The organism is Streptomyces sp. NBC_00322 (assembly GCF_036147535.1).
Classification (GTDB): Bacteria; Actinomycetota; Actinomycetes; order Streptomycetales; family Streptomycetaceae; genus Streptomyces.
This window is the reverse complement of record NZ_CP108019.1, coordinates 143,830-165,452: the sequence shown is the minus strand read 5'-3', so window position 1 is coordinate 165,452 and position 21,623 is coordinate 143,830. Positions and strand designations below refer to the sequence as shown.

19 protein-coding genes and 2 pseudogenes are annotated in these 21,623 nt (G+C 65.9%); 13 read left to right on the top strand and 8 right to left on the bottom strand.

Translation table 11 applies throughout. The annotated features are described in order from the left end of the window. The first annotated feature begins 100 nt into the window (after positions 1-100). The 4 genes from OG905_RS00670 to OG905_RS00655 are packed head-to-tail and all read left to right on the top strand — an operon-like array spanning position 101 to position 3,432. The gene (locus OG905_RS00670) at positions 101-967 is read left to right on the top strand and encodes a branched-chain amino acid ABC transporter permease (RefSeq protein ID WP_328665445.1); all 867 of its coding nucleotides are present in this window, start codon (positions 101-103) and stop codon (positions 965-967) included. Beyond that, on the top strand, positions 964-2,004 hold the full coding sequence (locus OG905_RS00665) for a branched-chain amino acid ABC transporter permease (protein WP_328665443.1): 1,041 nt from the start codon (positions 964-966) through the stop codon (positions 2,002-2,004). Before OG905_RS00670 ends, OG905_RS00665 begins: the two co-directional genes overlap by 4 nt. A 32-nt stretch (positions 2,005-2,036) precedes the next feature. After that, positions 2,037-2,741 (top strand): ATP-binding cassette domain-containing protein, encoded by a 705-nt coding sequence (locus tag OG905_RS00660; RefSeq protein ID WP_328665441.1) that lies wholly within the window; start codon positions 2,037-2,039, stop codon positions 2,739-2,741. Beyond that, positions 2,734-3,432 (top strand): ABC transporter ATP-binding protein, encoded by a 699-nt coding sequence (locus OG905_RS00655; protein WP_328665439.1) that lies wholly within the window; start codon positions 2,734-2,736, stop codon positions 3,430-3,432. Before OG905_RS00660 ends, OG905_RS00655 begins: the two co-directional genes overlap by 8 nt. Positions 3,433-4,119: 687 nt before the next feature. Here OG905_RS00655 and OG905_RS00650 read toward each other — a convergent pair. Further along, positions 4,120-4,290, bottom strand: a pseudogene (locus tag OG905_RS00650) (3-hydroxyacyl-CoA dehydrogenase family protein); the annotation flags it as partial. 357 nt (positions 4,291-4,647) lie between these two features. Beyond that, positions 4,648-5,922, bottom strand: a complete 1,275-nt coding sequence (locus OG905_RS00640) for an IS701 family transposase (RefSeq protein WP_328665437.1) — start codon at positions 5,920-5,922, stop codon at positions 4,648-4,650. Positions 5,923-6,226: 304 nt separating this feature from the next. Here OG905_RS00640 and OG905_RS00635 point away from each other — a divergent pair, with 304 nt between their 5' ends. Beyond that, the gene (locus tag OG905_RS00635) at positions 6,227-7,729 is read left to right on the top strand and encodes a sodium:solute symporter family protein (RefSeq protein WP_328665433.1); all 1,503 of its coding nucleotides are present in this window, start codon (positions 6,227-6,229) and stop codon (positions 7,727-7,729) included. Positions 7,730-8,144: 415 nt separating this feature from the next. On the opposite strand, the gene OG905_RS00630 is transcribed toward OG905_RS00635, so the two are convergent. Together OG905_RS00630 and OG905_RS00625 are read right to left on the bottom strand one after the other, a co-directional pair. Further along, the gene (locus OG905_RS00630; RefSeq protein WP_328665431.1) at positions 8,145-8,474 is read right to left on the bottom strand and encodes a hypothetical protein; all 330 of its coding nucleotides are present in this window, start codon (positions 8,472-8,474) and stop codon (positions 8,145-8,147) included. Between the two features lie 75 nt (positions 8,475-8,549). Next, positions 8,550-9,419 carry an IS5 family transposase gene (locus OG905_RS00625; protein WP_328665430.1) on the bottom strand — a complete coding sequence of 290 codons (870 nt, stop codon included), beginning with the start codon at positions 9,417-9,419 and terminating at the stop codon, positions 8,550-8,552. A 162-nt stretch (positions 9,420-9,581) separates the two neighbouring features. Here OG905_RS00625 and OG905_RS00620 point away from each other — a divergent pair, with 162 nt between their 5' ends. Further along, the gene (locus tag OG905_RS00620; RefSeq protein WP_328665428.1) at positions 9,582-10,565 is read left to right on the top strand and encodes an IS481 family transposase; all 984 of its coding nucleotides are present in this window, start codon (positions 9,582-9,584) and stop codon (positions 10,563-10,565) included. Between the two features lie 387 nt (positions 10,566-10,952). Here the strand turns inward: OG905_RS00620 and OG905_RS00615 are convergent, their stop codons facing one another. After that, the gene (locus OG905_RS00615; RefSeq protein ID WP_328665426.1) at positions 10,953-11,408 is read right to left on the bottom strand and encodes a hypothetical protein; all 456 of its coding nucleotides are present in this window, start codon (positions 11,406-11,408) and stop codon (positions 10,953-10,955) included. A gap of 130 nt (positions 11,409-11,538) precedes the next feature. Here OG905_RS00615 and OG905_RS00610 point away from each other — a divergent pair, with 130 nt between their 5' ends. The 5 genes and pseudogenes from OG905_RS00610 to OG905_RS00590 all read left to right on the top strand — a co-directional run bounded on the left by OG905_RS00610 (position 11,539) and on the right by OG905_RS00590 (position 15,887). Next, positions 11,539-11,661 (top strand): hypothetical protein, encoded by a 123-nt coding sequence (locus OG905_RS00610; RefSeq protein WP_328665424.1) that lies wholly within the window; start codon positions 11,539-11,541, stop codon positions 11,659-11,661. Positions 11,662-11,688: 27 nt separating this feature from the next. Then, positions 11,689-11,877, top strand: a complete 189-nt coding sequence (locus tag OG905_RS00605; RefSeq protein WP_328681970.1) for a CstA-like transporter-associated (seleno)protein — start codon at positions 11,689-11,691, stop codon at positions 11,875-11,877. A gap of 98 nt (positions 11,878-11,975) precedes the next feature. Continuing rightward, positions 11,976-12,435, top strand: a pseudogene (locus OG905_RS00600) (AMP-binding protein); the annotation flags it as partial. Positions 12,436-12,783: 348 nt separating this feature from the next. After that, on the top strand, positions 12,784-14,031 hold the full coding sequence (locus OG905_RS00595) for an urea ABC transporter substrate-binding protein (RefSeq protein ID WP_328665422.1): 1,248 nt from the start codon (positions 12,784-12,786) through the stop codon (positions 14,029-14,031). 266 nt (positions 14,032-14,297) lie between these two features. Continuing rightward, on the top strand, positions 14,298-15,887 hold the full coding sequence (locus OG905_RS00590) for an ABC transporter substrate-binding protein (protein ID WP_328665420.1): 1,590 nt from the start codon (positions 14,298-14,300) through the stop codon (positions 15,885-15,887). A gap of 383 nt (positions 15,888-16,270) precedes the next feature. On the opposite strand, the gene OG905_RS00585 is transcribed toward OG905_RS00590, so the two are convergent. The 3 genes from OG905_RS00585 to OG905_RS00575 all read right to left on the bottom strand — a co-directional run bounded on the left by OG905_RS00585 (position 16,271) and on the right by OG905_RS00575 (position 19,308). Continuing rightward, a complete protein-coding gene (locus tag OG905_RS00585; protein ID WP_328665418.1) occupies positions 16,271-17,554 on the bottom strand; it encodes an ATP-binding protein in 1,284 nt (427 codons plus the stop codon). A 137-nt stretch (positions 17,555-17,691) separates the two neighbouring features. Then, positions 17,692-17,868: a hypothetical protein gene (locus OG905_RS00580; protein ID WP_328665415.1), complete on the bottom strand. Its 177-nt coding sequence runs from the start codon at positions 17,866-17,868 to the stop codon at positions 17,692-17,694. Positions 17,869-18,654: 786 nt separating this feature from the next. Next, a complete protein-coding gene (locus OG905_RS00575; RefSeq protein WP_328665413.1) occupies positions 18,655-19,308 on the bottom strand; it encodes a hypothetical protein in 654 nt (217 codons plus the stop codon). Positions 19,309-20,224: 916 nt separating this feature from the next. Between OG905_RS00575 and OG905_RS00570 the strand changes: the two genes are divergently transcribed. Together OG905_RS00570 and OG905_RS00565 are read left to right on the top strand one after the other, a co-directional pair. Then, complete coding sequence (locus OG905_RS00570; RefSeq protein WP_328665411.1) at positions 20,225-20,647, top strand: DUF6924 domain-containing protein; 423 nt, start codon at positions 20,225-20,227, stop codon at positions 20,645-20,647. Positions 20,648-20,875: 228 nt separating this feature from the next. Beyond that, positions 20,876-21,274, top strand: a complete 399-nt coding sequence (locus OG905_RS00565) for a DUF6896 domain-containing protein (protein ID WP_328665409.1) — start codon at positions 20,876-20,878, stop codon at positions 21,272-21,274. The last annotated feature ends 349 nt before the right edge of the window (positions 21,275-21,623 follow it).

Sequence of the window (21,623 nt, the reverse complement as noted above, 5' to 3'; positions counted from 1 at the left end):
CCGAACAGGGCGCTCGGGTTGGCTAATGAACAGCGGACGACCCGACGCAAGAGGATCGGCCCCAACATCACAGGCGCCGCAAAAAAGGAACGAATCAAATATGGGCATACTCTCTTCCATTGTCCTGAACAGCGTGTATCTGGTCAGTATTCTCGCCCTGGTTGCACTTGGGCTGGGGGTGATCTATGGCCTGCTGGGCGTCATCAACATGGCCCATGGCGAACTCGTCGCGATTGGCGCCTACACGGCAGTTCTCCTTACGGAACTAGGTGTGCCGTACTGGGGTGCTCTACCGGTGGCGTGTTGCGTGGGCTTGGTGATCGGGATGCTGCTTGAGTGGACGTTGATCAGCCGACTCACCAAGCGTCCTCTTGACGCGATCTTGATTACGCTTGGCCTCGGGTTCGTTATTCAGGAGCTTCTGCGGCTGACTTTCGGCGTCGGCCCGAGATCGGTTGCCCCCCCGGTGCAGGGAACGGTAGATGTCTTCGGCTACACCTATCCGGTCTTTCGGCTGGTCGTGATCAGTATCGCTATTGTTACGATCTGTGCTGTGCTTGCGTACTTTTCTCGCGGCGCGTTCGGCACAGTCGTCCGAGCGATCCTGCAGAACCGCGAGTCCGCACTGACAAGCGGTGTTGATGCTGGCCGGTACAACCGCCTTGCGTTCGGCATAGGTGCCGCTATCGCCGCACTCGCCGGCTGCCTTATTGCACCTAGCGCCATCGTGCTGCCGCAGATGGGGACGTTCTACATCGGACCGGCATTCATTGCGGTCATCATCGGTGGGTCGGGACGACTGTTGGGCGCGATCGTGGGTGCGCTCTTCATGGGTGCATTTGAGACGGTCATGGTCGAGTACATTCCGCAGACCGTCGCCCGCGCTGGCGTGCTCGTGCTGGCCATCCTGCTCATCCGTCTTCGACCCGGCGGGCTCGTGTCCGAACCTAAGGTGCGTGTGGCATGAGGGCGTTGGGTGTGTTGACAAAATGGACGAGCCCAAAGACAGCAGCGAGCCGCAAGAAGGGCATGGTGCAGGCACTTGTCGGAATTGCTGTTCTGTCCGTCGGTCTGACTGTCCTGCCGCCGCTCATTGGTGCGTTCAACCTCATCCTGGCGACCCAGATTGTCGCCTATGCGTTGGTCGCAGTCAGCCTCCAGCTACTCTGGGGTCGGGCAGGACAGTTGAGCTTCGGTCAGGCCGCCTTCTTCGGAATCGGGGCCTATGCCTACGGGTATGTCAGCAGTCGAGACAGCGCGGGAGGTTGGCTGGCCATCTCACTCGCCGTATTGATTCCAGGCCTCATCGCCTTGTTGGTGGGCTACTTCCTGTTCTTCGGCGGAATCCGCGGCGCCTACTTCAGCATCGTCACGCTGGCGTTCGCGCTCATCACCTACCAGATCGCCATCTCCTGGCAGTCCGTCACCGGAGGCGACTCCGGACTGGCTGGTGTCAATGGCTTGGTTCTCCAATTCGGTGCATTCGCGATCGACTTCAGTACCGGGCACGGCGCCTACTATCTGGCGATGATCTCCCTCCTGCTCGGGCTGGCGATCGCGACAGCCGTACGATTCAGTTCATTCGGGCTGGTGTTGGAGGCCATTCGGGAAGACGAAAACCGAGCGAAACTCCTGGGCTACAACACGTCCCTGTACCTGATGGGAACCCTCGCTCTGTCCGCCGCACTGGCAGGGCTGGCCGGAGGCACGTTTGCAGCGGTTAGTTTCATCGCAGCGCCGGACATGGTCGGAGCCCTGTTGTCGCTCGAAATTCTCGCCTGGGTCGCCATCGGAGGCCGCAACTATGTTGCGGGAGCGCTCATCGGGGCGGCTTTCATGCGGGTCCTGAACGACCAGGTCTCCACCGTCTTTCAGACATCGTGGCCCCTCATTGTAGGACTCGTCTTCATTGCCGTCGTCCTCTTCTTCCCCATCGGGATCGCCGGCGGTATCAACAATGTGTGGCGTCGGATGACCTACTTGACCAAGCCGGAGGCGAGATGACTGCGGCACTATCGTCACTGAAACTGGATTCGGTGACGGTCCAGTTCGGTGGCCTGAAGGTACTCAACCAGCTGTCCCTCGAATTCGGTGACTCACCCATCAGCTCGCTAATCGGCCCCAACGGGGCGGGAAAGACTACGGTCTTCAACGCCTTCAGTGGAATAGTCAAGCCCTCGACGGGGCGACTTCTTTTCGAGGGCCGCGATATCACGGGATCATCTCCGGTCGCGATCGCCCGCCTGGGCATCGTCCGGAAGCTTCAGGTCCCCACAGTATTTCCTGGACTGAGCGTCAGCGACAACCTCAAGATCGCTGCGCAGGCACCTCGCCGAAGCCACGAGGCCAGCGGTGGCGGCGGGTGGAAGATCGACGATGTCACTGACTTGCTCCATCTTTCAGCCAAGAGAGGGAAGATTGCTGGTGAGCTCTCGCACGGAGAACGCCAATGGCTCGAGATCGGCATGGCGTTCGTGGGCAGACCGAAGGTCCTGCTGCTCGATGAACCTGCCGCCGGCCTCGGACCGGACGAGTCAGAACACACAGCGCGGCTGATTAAGGAGATTTCTCATCTCTGCCCGGCCGTGGTCATCGAGCACGACATGAACTTCATCCGTAGCCTCGGGGGCCGTGTCATCGTGCTCCACCAAGGCGCAGTGCTCCGGCAGGGGACCATGGAAGAGATCGAAAGCGACCCGGTCGTGCGGGATATCTATCTCGGAAGGCACTCCAATGCTTGATGTCCAGCATCTCGTCTCCGGATACGACAAGAGCAGAGTGCTCAACGGCATGGACTTGAGCATCAAAGGGGGCGAGCGAGTCGTGGTGCTCGGCCGGAACGGCATGGGAAAGACAACCCTGGCCAAGACGATCGTGGGGCTGCTACCCACCGCGTCCGGTTCGGTGTGTCTCAACGAAACGAACATCAGCTCCTGGCCGGCCTATCGCCGGACTTGGGCGGGTATCGGGTACGTGCCGCAGGGCAGAGGACTCTTCCCCCGCCTGACGGTGGACGAAAACCTCCGGATGGGGCTATACGGCATCCGGCCCAGGCCGAAGGTGATTCCCGACGACGTGTTCAACTACTTCCCCATCCTGCGTGAGCGTCGTCAGCAGGCAGCAGGGACCCTCTCCGGAGGTGAGCAACAGCAACTCTCGATCGCTCGGGCGCTTGTTGGCCAACCCTCGGTCCTGATCCTCGACGAACCTTCCGAAGGCATCCAGCCTAATCTCGTCGCCGGGATCGCTGACCGATTGAAGTCACTGGCTATCGACAACGGGATCGCCATTCTGCTCATCGAACAGAACCTCGATGCGGCCATGCGGTTCGCTGAGCGTTGCTTGTTCATGGAGAAGGGGTCGATAGTCCACTCCTGCGATTCCGCCGAACTGGCAGACACGGCGCAAGTGAGTCGGTTTCTCGGTGTCTAGAGCCTTCAGAGATTCTTGAACGCTGGCGATCAGCCTGCTGCGCCGGGTCGGGCTTCCGGCAAGGGCCCACCCGCCGTCGCGCCCGGCGAGGATCGCAGAGCAGGCAACTACCTTTATCGATCCGTCACTCGGGCGGCAACGATGAGCGCCGACCCGGTCTGACACTGGCTGATGGCACCGGCCAGTGGCAGGGTCCAGGCGATACGGAGACCCGGTGCGCACGGCAGCACCTGTCGGGTCCCGGGCCTTGTCGCCCCGGAGGCGGCGGAAAGGATATGGATGCTCATGTCCAACCAGTGCCGCCAATCGTATTGCTGGAATGCGCTCTCTCGGAGACTCCGAGCTCCAGGTGAGTGGTTGGTGCCGACCGTCCTCTGTCCGATGCGGAAGACCGAGTGCCTGGTGGATCAGCGGAGGGCCTGCGGCGCCTCTCGACTGCGGGTTGGCCGCCGTGTGGACGGCGCACGGCGGCCGGCCCGCGCCTTCGGTGGTGAAACGGATCGCCTACTGATGCCGGGCAGCGTGACCGACGTGAGCCGATGGTGCGTCACCGCAGGCCCGGCGGCCCGCCCGCCGAGACCGGAATGACGTGGTTGGGGGCCGCCCGGGCGCCGTCCCATCCGCCCTTTGACGGGGCCTTGGACAACAGCAGCGGTTGCGCCCGCTCCGGTGGCGAGGCCGGTAACGTCAAGCGGTGTTTGAGTAGTTGTGGAATCCCTGGCCTGCCTTCCGGCCGGTGTGCCCCGCCTGGACCATCCGCGACAGCAGCGGGGGAGGGGCGTGCAGAGGTTGCCTGAACTCGGCGTACAGCGACTCGGCAACCGCCAGGGTTGTGTCGAGACCGATGTGATCGGCCATCGTTGCCGCCGCCCGCCGGCTTGACCACGGTGGGACTGAGGCATCTCTGCTGCTCGCCCCCGCCAGCAGCCGCCTTCGCCACGCTCGCGCTGGGCTCCGCGCTCGCCCTGCTGACGTATCCGCACGTCCTCATGGCCAGCTTCGCCGCGAGCGGACCTGCCACTCTGCGCCGGGCGTCTGTGACCCTGCCTGGAGGCCGTGCTCGTTCTTGTTCGGCATTGCGGCGATAGCCGCTGGAATACGTACTCCAGCAGGGGGCGTCGGCTCTAGTAGGACTCCGTTAGGTCTGTCTTGATCTTGGTGGCCTCTTGTTGGGCAGGGGGCGGTGACAGGTGGTGCAGGTGCCGGTCCAGCAGTTCAGCAGGTCCTGGATGGTGTCGAGGATCTGGTAGAGGGTGAGTCCGCTGTATCGGCTTTTGGGGCCAGGCGCTGTTCGGTGAGGAACGCGTGGGCGGCGGTGACCAGGGTGACGTGGTGGTGCCAGCCGTTCCAGGAACGGCCCTCGAAGTGGTCCAGGCCGAGGCCGTGCTTGAGTTCCCGGTAGTCGTGCTCGATGCGCCAGCGGATCTTTGCGAGGCGGACCAGCTCGGCGAGGGAGTGTGTGTCGGGCAGATTGGACAGCCAGTAATCGGTGGGTGCCTCGGCGCCCGCGGGCCATTCGACCAGCAGCGTCACCTCGGGCAGGACGCCGTCCCAGCTGCCTGGGTCTGCGGCGGCGGCCCGGGCGAGGCGGCGGGATTTGATGCCGGCCGGCCGTACCTGCAGGGCCAGGAAATGCGAGCGCATCCGGCCTCGAGAGCCCTCCCGCCAGGTCACCTCGGTGAAAGCCTGTCGCCCGTGGCCGGCCGCGAGCGAGGCGACCGGGGACGGCTTGTCGCGGTAACGGGGCTGCGGCTTGCGTCCGTTGCCGGACCAGGGCGGGACCGCAGGCACCGCATCGTGCGGGTGAGCGGTCACATCTGAGCGGACCGCCACCACGTAGCCGATGCCCCGACGCTCCAGCCCGTCACGGAAGTCGGCGTTCTGCCCGTAGCCGGCGTCGGCCACCAGCACCGGCGGGACGAGGCCCCATTCGGCCAGCTCGTCGATGCTGTCCAGGGCCAGGCGCCACTTCTCCCGGTGCCCGATCTCCTCCGGGATCCCCGTCTTGCGCCGACGGACGGAATCCGCCGCCCATTCCTCAGGCACGAACAGACGCCACTGCAGCGGACACGACGCCGTGTCGGAGACCGCGTGCACGCTCACCGCGACCTGGCAGTTCGCCTGCTTGCCGAGCGCTCCGCAGTACTGGGGCGCGACCGCCACCGACATCCGGCCGTCCTTGGGGAACGACACGTCATCGATCGCCCAGGCGTCCGGGCCGACCTGCGTCACCATCCGCTGCGCGATCCGCCGACGCACCGGCACCGGATCCCACGTCGACTGGTTCACGAACTGCTGCAGGTTCTGCTCATTGCCGTCCGGCAGCCGCTCCGCCATCGGCTGGATCGACTTACGCCGCCCGTCCAGCATCAGACCCCGCAGATAGCAGTCACTCTTGGCCCGCTGGTCCTTCCGCGGTACCGAGGCGAACACATCAGCCACGAATAACGCCAACTTCGCCCGAGCACGGTTCACTTCATGTGCATCCACACCCCTACACATGCCCCCGACTAGGACCGACAGACGGACGTAACGGAGTCCTACTAGGGAAGGCGATCGCCCCGCGCGGGTGCTGGAGCGAGCCTGGTCGGCTGGAGCGACCTTAGGAAGACCTCTTGACTTCCGGTGTGAGGCGGGGAACGCTGGATATGTGCCGGAACGTTCCGACATCTGAGGGTCCGGTTCGAGAGGTCGCTTCGCTAGATCTAGCACCTCCCGCAGACGAGCAGATGTCATCAGAACAAGGATTTCCTGGTCCTGCTGGAACGTTCCGGCGCGAGGATCGGAGCTACGGATGGATATGCTGATCGCCTATGGGGGCGTCACCGCCTTCATGGTGCTGATCATTTGGGCCATGGAGCGGACCCGCCATCGAGACAGGACGTTCAGCGAGTACGCCACGGCCGGACGCTCGTTTGGGCCCCACTACGGAACGATGGCGTTCGTGAACACCTGGATGCCTGGCACGGTGTTCATCTCGTTCGCGGGGCTTGCTGCCGGCAGGGGCATCATCGGCTTCTACCTCGTCGTCTATTCCATGGCCGCCGTGGCCCTGATGTACCTGCTATCGCGGCCCGTTCATGACTGGGGCAAAAAGTTCGACCTTCGAACGCAGGCTGACCTTCTCGGGTTGCGGTACGGGTCTCGGGCTGTCCGTGTGGTCGCCTCGCTCATCGGGATCGTTGCCACGCTTCCCTGGGTCATCCTCGGTATGCAGTCACTCGGCCTGGTCTTCTCCTACCTGTCCTTCGGCCATATTGGCCCATTCTTGGCCGTGGTGATCAGCGTCGGTGTGATCGCGTTCCGGCAGATCTGGACCGTTAAGTACGGAATGCACGGCGTCATGATTAGTGACATGGTGCAGGGCATCTTCGCTTATCTGCTCGGCACCCTGATTGCGACCGGCATGATCGTGTGGCTACTGACCCAGGGCCACGGCTTCGGTGAGGTCTCCGCCGGCCACTACACACTGCCTGGCCCGAACAGTGAACTTGGCCCTCTGTACGCGCTCTCCATCGTGCTCACGGGCGCCGCGGGTAGCTGGTGCTGGCCGGACATCTTCGTCCGCCTGTTCACCGCCAACAGCGTCAGGACCATCCGCCGGACCGCCCTCCAGGCGACACCCATCATCTTCGTCTTCGGCAGTGCAATTTGCCTGGTGGCGTTCCTCGCCTCCAGCCTCCCCGAGGTTGCCGCCGCACCGGACAAGGTCTGGTTCATTGTCGCCGAACGCGGTGGCCTCGTGCTGGTCACGCTGGCTGCGATCTGCGTGGTCGGTGCGACGCTGGGGAACGTCGGGGCAAACCTGCAGGCCATGGGCGCCCAAGCCGCAAACGACTTCGTGGGGGTAATCCAGAACCGACGCATCGACAACCCTGCCGTGGGGCGCTGGGCCGTGGCGATCATCACCGTCGCTTGCGCAGTCGGGGCCTTCTTCACAGCCAGCATCACCTCCGGCCTCATCGCCCTGGCGCTGGTCTCCTATCAGGGCATCGTTCAACTGGCCCCAACCCTTTTCTTCGGCATCTTCTGGAAACGAGGAACCGCCTCCGCTGCGCTCGCTGCGATGACGAGCGGCTTCCTCACCGCAGCGGTACTGCAGGTGCTGTATCCGGTGTCCATCCCGTGGCTCGGGGGCCTGACCTCCGGGGTCGCCGCCCTCGCCGTGAACGTGGGCGCATACCTTGCCGTCACGCTGGCCAAACCGCACGCTCCGGCGGAGCAGGCACGGATCGACCAGTTGTGGCGAGTCCATCGGGCAGAGGGCCCAACTTCAATGGAGGAGGTGCATGTCTGAATGCGCCGTCTCCTTGAGGTGGCCAGCAGCATCCGCGGCCTCGCTGGCGACGCTACTCGAGTGGGCTCGCCACCTTGGCGCGTACATTGCGTCCGACTCCGGCTCGCGAACCACACGCCTGCCAACAGCCACGCCGCATGCACCCGTTCTTCGGCGCTTCGGCGACGCACCGTGCCGTCTCCCACACATCTTCGTGAGTAACGAATGCCTCGAAGACAGCGCCGCGCGGAGGGCACTACCACCAGGCCACGGTCATAGCGCGATCGGCCGCAGCCGCGGTCTCACGTCGGCCGAATTGGTCTTCAACACAACCACTGCTGGTCGATGGCCAGACGGCCGCCCTCCATCACGCCACCAACGTGCCGCTGACTCGCGCGCCTATCATCTGGCACGAGATGCGCGCCTAGGCCGTGTTTTAGAAGTCGCTGATCTGCCTGGTTGGCTGTCCGGAGAGGTTGCGGGCGGCCATCCAGATGGTGAGGTCGCTCGCGATCCGGTCGATGCTGGTTTCGGTGGTGACCTCGTGCTCGTGGCGGGTGCTGTCGCGGCGGACGACCTCGTAGCCGCCTTCGTCCAGGACGGCGACTGAGGCGAACCAGGCTGGGTCGTCCTCGTCGGGCTGGATGACGACGAAGGTGTTGTCCGTGTCGTTGAGGTCGTCGATCAGCATGAACAGTGCGTCTTCGGACGGGTCGTCGATGTGGTCGCCGTTCTCGCTGTCGGCGCAGTGGTACCGAGCCCCCATCGGACTGTCTCCCCTCAACATGCTGGGCTGTGACCGCCGTTCAGCATGGCATGCGGGGCCGACACCGTCGTCAGGTCACAGCCATTCGTTGATGGCGGCGATATGGACGGTGGCCTCGAAGCGAACGGCGAGCTTGTCGAACCGCATGGCCACCGCCCGATTGCGCTTGAGCCGGTTGATACCGCATTCGACCGCGTGCCGGGCCTTGTAATCCTCGTGATCGAAGACCGGGGGACGCCCGCCATTCGTCCCACGGCGCTTGCGGTGGCCTGCCTGGTCGGCCGGTTCCGGGATGGTGCAGCGGATCCCGCGCCGGCGGAGATAGGCACGGTTGGTGCGCGAGGAATAGGCCTTGTCGCCCCGCACCCGCAGCGGCCGACTGCGGGGACGCCCGAGCCCCAGCCGGGGTACCCGGATGGCTTCCAGGACAGCCACGAACTGTGGGCTGTCACCGCGCTGCCCGGCGGTGACCAGAAGCGATAACGGCCGCTGGCCCTGTTCACAGGCCAGATGAATCTTGGTGGTCCAGCCACCCCGGGACCGGCCCAGGCCGTGGTCGTCGGGCTCTGCCCGTATCCCGCCCGGCGGTTCCTTCTGGGCCTGCCCGTCCCGGCGGGCACCGGCCGCATGCTGATGAGCCCGGCAGATCGTGGAGTCGACGTTCACTTCCCACGTGATCAGCCCGGCCGCATCGGCCCGAGCCTGCAACCCGGTCAGTACCACCGACCAGACACCATCGCGCTGCCAGCGGCGAAAGAGCCCATAGACCGTCTGCCACGGCCCGTACTCCACAGGCAGATCCCGCCAAGGGGCACCAGTCCGCACCCGCCACCGGATCCCGTCGATCAACCTCCGCCGACACGCTGAAGGTCTGCCCACCCCCGCGACCGGCAACAACGGTTCCAACACTGCCCACTGGCCATCCGAGAGATCCCCACGCCCCACACCGAGAGCATCACGGCATGCGGAGTGGCTGGGAGCTCAGTTCTAAAACACGCCCTAGCTGTATTGATCACGAGCGTTGTTAACAGTCGTGGGTCTTGATCATGGCGAAGACCTCCGGTGTGGTGGAGGTGTCTAGGCTCCACACCACACACGGAGGTCTTCGTGTCCCACCGTAATGCCCGGCTGACTGTCTTCGGGAGGCGGCTCCTGGTCGAACGTGCCCTGGCTGGCAGTCCGGTTGCTCATGTGGCGGCCGAGATGGGGATCTCGCGGCCGACCGCTCACAAGTGGATGCGCCGGTGGCGGACGGAGGGCGATGCGGGTCTGCACGACCGCTCCAGCCGGCCGCACACGACCCCGCACCGCACAGCGCCCGAGGTGGAGGCCCGTGTCTGCGAGCTGCGGCAGGCCCGCAAGCTGGGCCCGGCCCGCATCGGCCCCATCCTCGGGCTGCCCGCCTCCACCGTGCACCGCATCCTGACCCGGCACGGCCTGCACCGGCTGGCCTGGCTGGACCGGCCGACCGGCGAGCCCATCCGGCGCTACGAACGAGCCCGGCCGGGTGAGCTGGTCCATGTCGACATCAAGAAGCTCGGCAACATCCCCGACGGCGGGGGGTGGCGCACGGTCGGCAGGGCGGCCGGTGACCGCAACCGGCAGGCCACCACCGACCAGCGCAAGAGCTGCAGGCCGGTGATCGGCTACAGCTACATCCACTCCGCCGTCGACGACCACTCCCGCCTGGCCTACAGCGAGATCCTGACCGACGAGCGCAAGGAGACCGCCGTGGCCTTCTGGCAGCGGGCACACGCCTTCTTCACCGGCCACGGCATCACCGTCGAACGCGTGCTGACCGACAACGGCGCCTGCTACAAGTCGTTTCTCTGGCGGGACACCCTGTCCGCAGCAGGGATCGCGCACAAGCGCATCCGGCCCTACCGGCCGCAGACCAATGGCAAGGTCGAACGCTTCAACCGCACCCTGCTCGACGAATGGGCCTACCTGCGGCCCTACACCAGCAACACCGAACGGGCCGCGGCCCTGGCAGACTTCCTCCACACCTACAACCACCACCGCTGCCACACCGCACTCGAAGGCAAGCCACCCATCAGCCGCGTAAACAACCCTGCAGGCCAATACACCTAGCCCGTGGCCTGGCCGTCCTTGGCCGCACCCTGCGGTGAGTGGACCGGCGCGATCATCACGCGATAACCACCGGAGGAGCTGGTCCCTGTGCCCCACGGGCTGAGATTACGTCGATCAAACCTGCCGTGCGTGCCTCGCGCCACGGGGAGGCCGACTCGCTGCTCGCACACCCGCCCGAATCGTGCCGCATCGTCACCACAGACGAGATGATGGCGCCAGATCCCCAGCGATGGGCCCAGCCTGCCCTCGAAGTCAGCGAGTTGGCCTGCCTGCAGTACACCTCGGGTGCTCCACGAGCACGCCGCTCGGCGTCACGGTCATCCGCCGCGTTCTCCGTCGCCGACGATGGCGAGGAGCACCTGGTTGTGGTGAATGAGCTCGCGCGGGTCACGGTTCGGGCTCGTCGACCCGGAAGAGGTCATCGAGGCGGTCCGACGGGGGTTCGTTCAAGAGCACCAGGTCGGGCCGGATGTGATCGTCCTGCTGCGCCCCGGTCAGCTTCCGCTGACCTCTAGTGGCAAGCTCCGCCAGCAGCACTGCAAGAAGCTTTACCTGACCGGCGATCTGCCCGGTGTCAACACCGTCTGGACGAACGAGCCCAGTTGGGGACAGCAGAACCGCCACCGTCTGCGAGTACCCCATGTCCCGCGAGGCCTTCGTCGAAAGGCTGGTCCTGCGGGTGGCCGAACTCAAGCGGCTTGATCCGACCGCCATCGCGGTGGATGCGCCGTTCGGCAGTTTCGGCCGCGACTCACCATCGCGGACCATCCCGGCACGGGCTGCACCGCTGCCGTAGAAGTGGCACCTATGCTGCGCGTCGGCGCCGCGTACATTGCGGACCATGCGGAGGGTCGGCTGCGATGACAGGAAAGCCAGCGAAATCTGCCGTCAACCGAATCACTGACGCGACCGGCGCCAGACGTGGTGAGTGAGGGCGATCCATACCACATCGCTTCCTCGTTCCTGTCGGTCTGTGCAAGAGTTGCTGGCGTCCGCCCGCGCCCTGCTGCCCACCACAGAGGCGCCGTACGTCACCTCACAGCTCGAGGTACCGGTGCCGGGGCCAGGCAAGGAGCTCGCCGGCGCCCGCGAATGACGCTCGTCAAGTACTGGACGGACTGCGCTGGTAAGTAGGGGAGTTCACTGGCGAGGTGCGTACGACCGCTACTGCGAACGTCACCGCCGCAACCACCCCAACGCTCCTGTCCCCACCCGCCCTGTGGTACATGGCGTGCTTCCCGGACAGTCGCGGCGTCTGCAATGTTCCACTCAGGCGTGTTCTGTCTTGCCGGAAGGTTCCGGCTGCGAGTAGCCTTGGTATAGCCGGAAGGTTCCGGCAAGGGAAATGGGTAAATGGGAGAAATGTTCGTGAACCGCAGGGCGACTCACGGCATCGGTTGGGGGAATGTCGTGGGCAACGAAAGCCTGGCCGACCTGCTCAAAAAGGAGTGGCGGTTCACTCGGCTGGCCGAACATGCCGCCAATGTGAAGGCGGAGGCGTACGAACAGGCGAAGGCTGGCAGGCTGGACTTCTCGGCCGAGCCGCCGCGGCGGCTGACCTGGGCCACCGAGCCGACCGAGATCCTGGACTGGTCGAACCCGCCGTTCGCCAAGTGGTTCGCCGACGGCACGCTGCCTGGGCAGCCGTGTCGAGGCGGGCCACGGCGACCGCGTCGCCATCCACTTCGAGGGCGAGCCGGGCGATCACCGGGCCCTCACCTACGCCGAGCTCAAGGACGAGGCATCCAGGGTGGCCAACGCCCTGACGGAGCTGGGCGTCACCAAGGGCGACCGGGCGGCCGTGTATCTGCCCGTGATCCCCGAGGCCGTCATCTTGATGCTGGCCTGCGCCGGGATCGGCGCTGGGCACCACACGCCGGAGGCGTTCGACGTCGAGCACCCGCTCTTCATCAGTGTGTCAGGTGCAGTACCCAGTGCAGTACCCCCTCTCCGCGCCATGGCTCGGCGGTCTCACGTCAGGGGTCGCCGCGCTGATCGTCAATAGCGTCGTCGGCGTGGCAACGGCCCCTCTGGTGCCTCACAGCACTGCCGAACGCGCCCGTGTCGACGGCCTCTTCACCGGCTCGACGACCGCAGGACCGATCGATGCACCTCGCCTGCTCCCCCTCCCGGCTTCCTTATCACAGGGCCTACGAGTCGCGTCGCGGTGACGGAAATCCCGCTTCTTCACGGAAATCAAACAGATCGAGGTGCCTCAATGCGGTTCCCTGAAAGACAGCTCGCCCTCAGGAATGTGGCGGTCGCCTCATCGATGGTGCTGCTGACTGCCGCCTGCGGGCCGAGTAGCGCCGACGACACGGGTTCAGGCTCAAATGGGCCGATTATCGTCGGCAGCATCCTCGACGCCACCGGGCCGCTCAACGTCTACGGCAAGCCTAAGATTGACGCTACCAACCTCGCGATCAAAGACATCAACGCCCACGGTGGTGTGCTTGGCCGAAAGCTCAAGCTCATCAGTTATGACTCGCAGTCCGACAACGCCAAGTACGTCCAGTACGCCAACAAGCTCACCCTTGAGGACAATGTCTCCGTCATCATGGGCGGCATCACCAGCGCCTCTCGTGAAGCGATCCGGCCCATCGTGGACCGCGCAAAAACGCTCTACTTCTACAACACTATTTACGAAGGCGGCGTCTGCGACAGGAACGTCTTCAGCACCGGCGCGGTTCCGTCCCAGCAGCTAGCGCCGCTGATCCCGTTCGCCGCCAAGAACTACGGCAAGAAGATCTACATAGTGGCGGCCGACTACAACTTCGGGGAGATCTCGGCCGACTGGGCCAAAAGGTACGCGGCGGAAGCCGACGCCTTGGTCGTCGGCCTGGACTTCGTCAAGCTGGAGAGTGCGGGTTTTGGCGCGGTGATTAACCGCCTCCAGGCCGCCAAGCCCGACGTCGTGGTTTCCCTGCTTGTCGGCGGCAACCATTACGCCTTCTACCGGGACTTCGCCTCGACCGGGCTCAACAAGAGCATGAAGATCGTCTCGTCGACGTTCGGTGTCGAAAATATGGTGCTGGCACCAAGGGAAAGCAAGGGCACCACGGTCGCCTACCCATACTTCCAGGAGCTCGACTCGCCGGCCAGCGCTGCCTTCCTTCGGGCCTGGCGGGAGGAGTACGGCAAGAACTACCAATACGTGCCCGACATTGCGGTGCTGGAGTGGAACGGCTGGCACCTTTGGGCCGCAGCGGTGAACAAGGCCAAAAGCCTCGACCGGGACAAGGTCATCGCTTCCCTCGAATCCGGACTATCGATCAATTCGCCGAGCGGAAAGGTCACAATGAACGGCGGCTCGCACCACGTGTCGCAGAACATCAGCATCGCCGAAGCCAATGGCAAGCACGGATACAAGGTCCTCACCACCGCGGCCGACGTGGCCCCAGCGTACGAGAACTCGGTGTGCGATCTGCGGAAGAACCCGACGACGAACGAGCAGTTCACTCCGTAGGCGTCGCGAACCATACAAAACGGCACCGGTCGGCCGTCCGCGCTCACCCGCGGAACTCTTGTGCGTCGCGGTCGCCCAGGCACTACTCAGCTTCACCTCTAGGCATTAGCTGCGCTGGCGCGCAAGCACCTGGCCGACCTGTCCCCTTCCCGGGCCACTGGCTACAACAAGCGGCTGCGGGCCGCGACATCGCCACATCCTCGCGATCCGTCGCATCACACATGAATGCGGGGCGCACGGACTTGACAGCTCTGGAGAACTCGAGCATGAACCGCAAGACTTTGGTGCTGCCGGCCGTCGCTGGTCTGCTCACCCCCGTCCTCGCTGCCTGCGGCGGGTCCAGCAGCGATGACGCCATCGTCGTCGGTACCACCGACCGGTTCACCGTCTCCAGCGACGCCCCCGCACCCGTCGACCCGGCGTACGCGTACGACGTGGGAACCTGGAACATCCTCCGGCAGACCGTGCAGACGCTGATGGTCCAGCCGCACGGTAACGGCGAGCCCGAACCAGAGGCCGCCGAGAGCTGTGGCTTCACCGACACCGGCAACGAGCGCTACGTGTGCAAGCTGCGCAAGGGTCTGTACTTCTCCAACGGTGACCCCGTGACCGCGGCCGATGTGAAGTTCTCCATCGACCGTGCCCGCGCCCTCAAGGCCGACAGCGGCATCTTCGCGCTGCTGTCCACCATCGACATCGTTGAGACGCAGGGCGACACGGTGATCTTCCACCTGAAGACCGCGGACGCCACCTTCCCGTTCAAGCTGTCGACGCCGGTCGCCGGCATCGTCAACCCCAAGAACTACCAAAAGAGCAAGCTGCGCGAGGGCTTCGAGGTCGAGGGCTCCGGGCCGTACACGATGCAGGCCGAGGTCAAGGGCAACGAGCTGGTGAAGGCCACCTTCACCAAGAACCCCAACTACAAGGGGCTGCTGACGCCGAAGAACGAGACCGTGGTGTTGGAGTCCTTCAAGGACGCCGACGCCATGGGCGCCGCGCTCGACAAGGGTGACATCGACGTCATGACCCGCACGATGTCACCCGACCAGATCCGCAAGCTCCAGAACAACAGCGACAGCAACGTGAACCTGATCGAGATGCCGGGGCTCGAGATCCGTTACCTCGGCTTCAACACGGACGCCCCGTCGGTAAAGAGCAAGGCCGTCCGTCAGGCAATGGCACAGATCATCGACCGCGGCGAGCTGGTCTCCAAGGTGTACGCCACCGAGGCCCAGCCCCTGTACTCGCTCGTCCCGGCCACCATCACCGGCCACTCCAACTCGTTCTTCAACAAGTACGGCGAACCGAGCGTCAGCAAGGCCAAGTCGCTGCTCGCCAAGGCCAACATCACCACCCCGGTGAAGCTCACGCTGCACTACACGACCGACCACTATGGTCCGGCCACCAAGGAAGAGTTCGACCTGCTGAAGCAGCAGTTGAACGACAGCGGCCTGTTCGACGTCAGCATCAAGGGCGACACCTGGGACAAGTTCGTCCCGGCCCAGAAGGCGGGCAAGTACGACGTCTTCGGCATGGGCTGGTTCCCGGACTTCCCCGACGCAGACAACTACCTCGCGCCGTTCCTCGACAAGGACAACTTCCTCCACTCGCCGTACTTGAACGGCGAGATCATCAACACCCTGATCCCGGAGTCCCGGCGCGAGGCCGATCGCATCAACGCGAAGGAGAGCCTCACCAGGATCCAGGACATCGTGTCCGACGACGTCCCCATGCTGCCGCTGTGGCAGGGCAAGCAGTACATTGCCGCCCGGGGCGACATCACGGGCGCCGAGTGGGCGGTCAATTCCTCCTCCACCCTTCAGTTGCGGGAGCTTGGCCGCGGCGTGCGCAGCTGACCGGCCATGTCTGAAGACCCCCGGGTATCCGCGCGGGGGCCTGTGCCCAGTTCGGGGTTCGATGCGGGAGCTTCCGCACGGCACCCGGAACACCTGGAATTCGGGGCCAATGAGAGAGACTGAAGCCGTACCTGGTGCGCACCCCGTCCGGGATGAGCGCCCGGGGGCCGAACGTCGGCACCGCGGCGACTGCGCTGCGGCACCGCTCCCGAGAACGACACACGGACTGCGTAGGAGCTGCCGCGACGGCGATGCTGGACGGGCTCGGCGGGGATCGTCCGGCTGTGAGCGACTGCCCGGCCGCCGAATCCCGGCCGGACGGCCCGCATGAGGGCGCGCTTCGGGCCGCGATGGGTGGCCCGGCGGATGACGGAAGTCTTAGGTCAGAAGCGGGCGTGGGCGGTGATGTCCGTGCCGAACTCCTCGATCATCGCTGGGGTCACGGTCGGGCGGCACTGGGCGATGGCCGCCAGATAGTCCTCGGTGTCCGCGCCGGGCGCCCCGCGCTCGCCCGTACCGATCGTCTCCAGGTCCCGCTCGAAGGCGGTCTGGGCGGCGATCCGGGCCGCGTGCTCGATGTCGGCGGGGGTGAACAGTTCGCTGGCGGCGACGAGGACCGACACATCCGCATCGGGCCGGCCGTCGGTGTAGCGGGACCAGATGGCGGCGCGCGCGGCCGTGTCGGGGGTGCCGATCGGGATCAGATAGTCGAATCTGCCGGGCCGCAGGAACGCCGGGTCGAGCGAGCGGATGGAGTTGGTGGCGCAGACGAGCAGCCGCTCGTCCCTCTCCCGGAAGCCGGGGATGAGCTTGAGCAGTTCATTGGTCACTCCGTGCATTCCGCCGCTCTGCGCGGGCTCGGTGCGCACCGGGGCGATCTCCTCGACCTCGTCGATGAAGACGAGGACGCGCTCCAGCTCGGCGATCCGGGCGAAGGCACTGCGCAGGGCGGCCGCCAGATTGCCCTCGTCGGCGAGCCGGGAGGGGAGCAGCTCGACGAAGGGCCAGCCGAGCTTGGAGGCGATGCCTCGCGCGAAGGTCGTCTTGCCGGTGCCGGGTGGGCCGAACAGCGCGATGGCCCGCGGCGGCCGGACCCCGTGCCGGGCGGCACGCTCGGGCTCCGCGAGCGGCAGCACGACGCGCCGCTCGATGAGGTCCTTCTCCGCCTCCATGCCCGCGACCTTGGCCCACAGGTCGTTCGGCAGGAAGCGTCCGCCGAGATCGTCCAGGAGGCCGGCGGCCGGGCCGTGGAGCGGCTCGACCTTCTCGAAGTAGGCCACGGCGGGCTGTCGGTTGTAGCCCGCGTTGAGCAGCCCCTCGCCGAGCAGCTCCTCCTCGGGCAGCACATAGGCGATACGGCCCACCCGGGCGGCGAGAAGCCGGCGCTCCAGTTCCACCAGGAGGGCGCTGGCCAGGCCCCGGCCGCGCCAGGCGGAGGAGATGGCGATACGCATCACCCAGGCACGCTCACCGGCCACGGTGGCGAGCGCCGCGCCGATCGGGACGCCCTGGTGGACGGCGACGACGGCGGGCTGCTGGGAGGTGAGCGCGCCGATGCACTCGGCGAGCGAGAAGACCGACTCCTGGCCGAGTTCGGCCGTGGTGTCGATCAGGTGGACCACTGCCGCGAGATCGCTCTCTCGGTAGTCGTGGATGAGCCAGTTCACCGGTACCGCCCCTCGTTCGTGCCGCTCCGGTGAGGCTAGGGGCGGCCGTGCGGCGGGTCCTGCTCCATATTGAACAACCCGGCGCCGCAACTGTGACGTTTGGTCGGCTTCAACTGGATGGCGACGCGAGCAGGGCCTCACGCCCCCGCGATCAGACGGTCGACCGCCGCCGTGCCCGAGCTGTAGCCGGGTGCCATCGGCTGAGACAGCTCCGCGGTCACCGGCGCGGCGCGCTGCTCGCGGGCCGAGACGAGCCCCCGCGCCAGCGCCAGTCGCCTCGCCCGGCGGGCCTCCCATCGCTGCCAGCGCGCCACCGGGCAGGACCCGGTTCGTCTGCCCTGGCCAGGTGCTGACGATCACCTGGCGGGGAAGTCATGATGTGTCGACACTGGCCTCTTGAACGGACGGCTGCATGTGAGCACTACCCCAACCGAACTCCTCACCGGGCGTACGCCGGGCCGTACTTGGACGGTGCGGCTGACCGGCCACGCCGACCGGACAGCAACCGTCTCCTGCTCCACGGGGGCCTGCACCATGCCACCGCGGTCCCGGGACGTCGCCGGACTGCGCCGCTTCGCCGCCCTGCACGCCGCCTCCCATGCCAAAGCCGCTCGTGTGCGGGAGAGGGCCTCCTGCCAGTGCTGGGCACAGAGTTGCGCGGCACATGAGGGCATGCGCGTTCACTGCTCCGGCAGCACCGTGCTCGTCCTGCGACACGACCCGGCCGTCGCATGCGTGTGGCACCTCGCCGAAGTCTGCGCCGCCTGCGCGAGAGTCATGGCCCATAGCCGCGTCGTCGGCCTGCCGGCATCCACCGCCCGGCCGGACACAGCGGCACCGGAGCGGCGACCAGAGCGCAGTGATGGGGCCGGGCAGCCCGCGCCGACACCCGCCGCAGCACCTGCTCCGGTGGCGGTCGGGTTCTCCTCCCCCACCCCCAGCGGCGGAGACGAGGCTCCGCGCCGTGCTCCGGGGCAGGCCAGGCGCGGACAGCGACGCGGCGCTCCGCGCGGCGGTCAACGCCGCTGACACCCAGAAGGGCCCAGGAGTGACGTGACTTCCGGGCCCTGTCGCTGGTGCGCGGGTTGAACGAGGCGCGGTCAGGAGGCTGCCGCGGTTGCCTCCCCGGCTGGCTCGGACGCGGCGGGTGCCGCATCAGGCTTGGCCGTGTAGTAGACGGTCGATCCCTGCTTGACCCGGTCGACGCGGCTTCGGGCCACCAGACGCTCGGTGGTGGTGCGCACGAGGTTGTCGTTGACGTTCCGGCCGGGGTTCGCGTCGGCGAGGGCCTTCGCGATCTCGCGTGCAGTGCGCGGCTCGCTCTGGCTGCTGAGGTGGGCATGGATCAGTTCGGTCAGCGCCGGCCCCTTGTCCGCACCGGTATTGGCTGCCTTCGCCCCGCCCGTTGTGGCCACGGTCTTCTTCGCGGCCACCGTCGTCGTGGCCGCATCCTTCTTCCCGCCAGCCTTCTTCGGCGCTACTGCGTCAGCGGTCTTCTTCGCGGCAGCCTTGTTCGCAACTGCAGCGGTCTTCTTCGCGGCGCGGCGGGGTGCGGGCACCGCGCCGGCGGTGTCGCCCAGGGCGGCGCTCACGCTCTCCAGCAGGGCGTGATCGGTCTCCAGGGTGGCGAGTTGGGCCTGCAAGGTTTCGATCTCCGCACGGATGCGGTCCTGCTCGGCGGTGTTCTCCGCGAGGTCGGCGGCAACCTTGCCGGCGTATGCGGCCTTGAGGGTGATGTTCTCTTGCGCGGTCATGTGAGGGCTCCCTGGTGTGCGCGGGGTGTTGGGTGGGGACTCTAGATCACATGTCTGTGCAGGTGCGAGGGTTCGGGCAACCCATCACCCCTGCAGACAGGTGATGCGCGTGTGGGCCCGGTGGTGCCACCCGGATATGTACAGCCGTGCCCCGGCGGACGCTCCGGCGCAGTACACAGACTCCCCAAGTCAGCTTGCAGTTGGGGTTCTTCACGGACTTCGCCACCGACGGCGTCCTCCTGCGCGAGAGAGGCGACAGCTGCGAAGGATCCCGGCTTTTCGTCATCGCCGAGGACGTAGGCCCGGCCCCAGGCCGTCGCGCTGTCGTCTCCTGGAATCAGCAGACGTGATCCCAACCACCCGGTGTGCCATGCTCAGAGACGGCGCTTTCCACGAATCGCGACCAGCCTCCGCAGCTTGACCTGGGCGGCCGGCAGGTCATCCAGCATCTACCGGGCGGATTCCTCGCCAGAGACATGTGGACCGCGACGTCGTAGTTGGCGATCTATTCGGCCAGGCCACGCGGACTCACTCCGTGCACGTTCTTCCGGTCGGGATCGGCTCCGGCCTCCAGCAGCACGCGAATCCGCACCACCGCTTGCAGGGGCAGGATCACGCTCCCGTTCACCCCGTCGGCGCAGCAACTTGGGCTGGGTTCCCGCCCATGTCCACGGGGCCATGCCACGTCCGGGTGGTCCCAGGACGGTGACCAACGAGCAGGTGGCCGCGGTGGTCACCCAGACGCTGGAATCCACTCCGAAGAACGCGACGCACTGGTCGACACGTCTGTGTCGGCCATGCGGGAAACGATCTCATCCGTGACCGACATCATCGCCTGCCAGCCGCCCGGGACGCGTTTCAGCGCCGGCCTGGGTCGCGGAGGTTGATGTCACAGGCAGCTGAGAGGATCGTCTGCATGCCCCTGCCGCCCCCCGCCGATCTGACTTCGCTGGTCCTGCGTACCGGCTTCGGTGACGACGGGTCCTGGGACGAGGTTCGAGCCGCGCTCGACGCTGCGGACCGATATCCCCACGCCACCTACGTCAGCGATCCGCGTTTCATCGGGGTGAGCGTCCAAGGGCTGATCGACGAGGAGGCCGCTGCGGATGATGATGACCAGATCGTCCACGTGTTCCTCGCTGACGCAACTACCATGGCGGACCCGGCGCACCCGCTCCTAGCCGTGGACCTGACGGAAGAGCCCGGGCGGACGTTCCGGGTTCCCGCTCAGTGGTTTCCCGACGTGTCGGCCAACCTCAGCATCGCCAACATGGGCTTCGCCGAGTTCGCCGACGCCGCTGACGACTCAGGGACGTTCCTCGGCTTCGGTGATGACTGATGCCTTGCCAGCAAGGCTGCCGCAGGTCAGCCCGCCTGTCTGCCGCGCTATGCCGCTTCGGCTGCCAGCGTGCCAGGCTAATAGTTGGGTCTTCTCCCTCAAGCGAATACTCCTCGCCACGTGATAGGCATCGTGGAAGTATCAGGTGCTTCGAATCCAACTGGCGATGCCACCGAGTGCCTGGAGGGACGGCTCATCTCAGCGCAACAACCACCGACCCCACGAACCATGGTGCTCGGTTTCGTCAGTGCACTCGACACCGCTAGCGCAACGCTGCGGGAGGCCCTGCCTCAAATGGAGCGTCTGGCGGACATGCTCGTGCTCGCGCGCTCGGGGCGGATCAGTCGCAGGGGCCAGGCTGGCGGCTACGAGTACGCGGTACACGGCGCGGGATGTCGGCTGATTGCATCAGACGGGGTCGAGATCGACGTGGACTTCGTCGACGGTGCCGAGGCATTCGACCTCTGGCGGCTTCGTCGATACGGGCAGAGCCTGTCGACACCCACTAACCCTCCGCCCGAGGAGCTCCTCGCGGCGATCAGCAACCTCAACGATCTACTGACTGAGGTGCGGCCGGGCTGGTTCGCGGTGTCCGATCGCTCTGGGACCACTGTCATCCAGGGCTGACCCAGCCATCCGACGCCCGGGGGTTTAGTGCCCTCCCAGCGGTGCACGGGCATAGGTCTCGCCCGAGGCCACCGCAGGGGAGTAGAGGATGATCCTCGGCTCGAGCGAGTCAGCGACCTTCAGTGGGCACCGTTACCGTCGTCGCATGACCACGCCCACCTCTGACAGTTCGGATTCCGCCTGGCTTCGGCAGGTCACGATCGCCTCAGCACCCGCTGGCCCGGCTCATGGGGAGCAGCAGTTGCAGCTGCTGCGCGATGTCGCTGGTTATGACCCCGCCTCGAGCACGTGGACCACGTTCCTCGGCATTTTCGACGCCCGGGCCCTGCACACCCTTCAATGCCTGTAC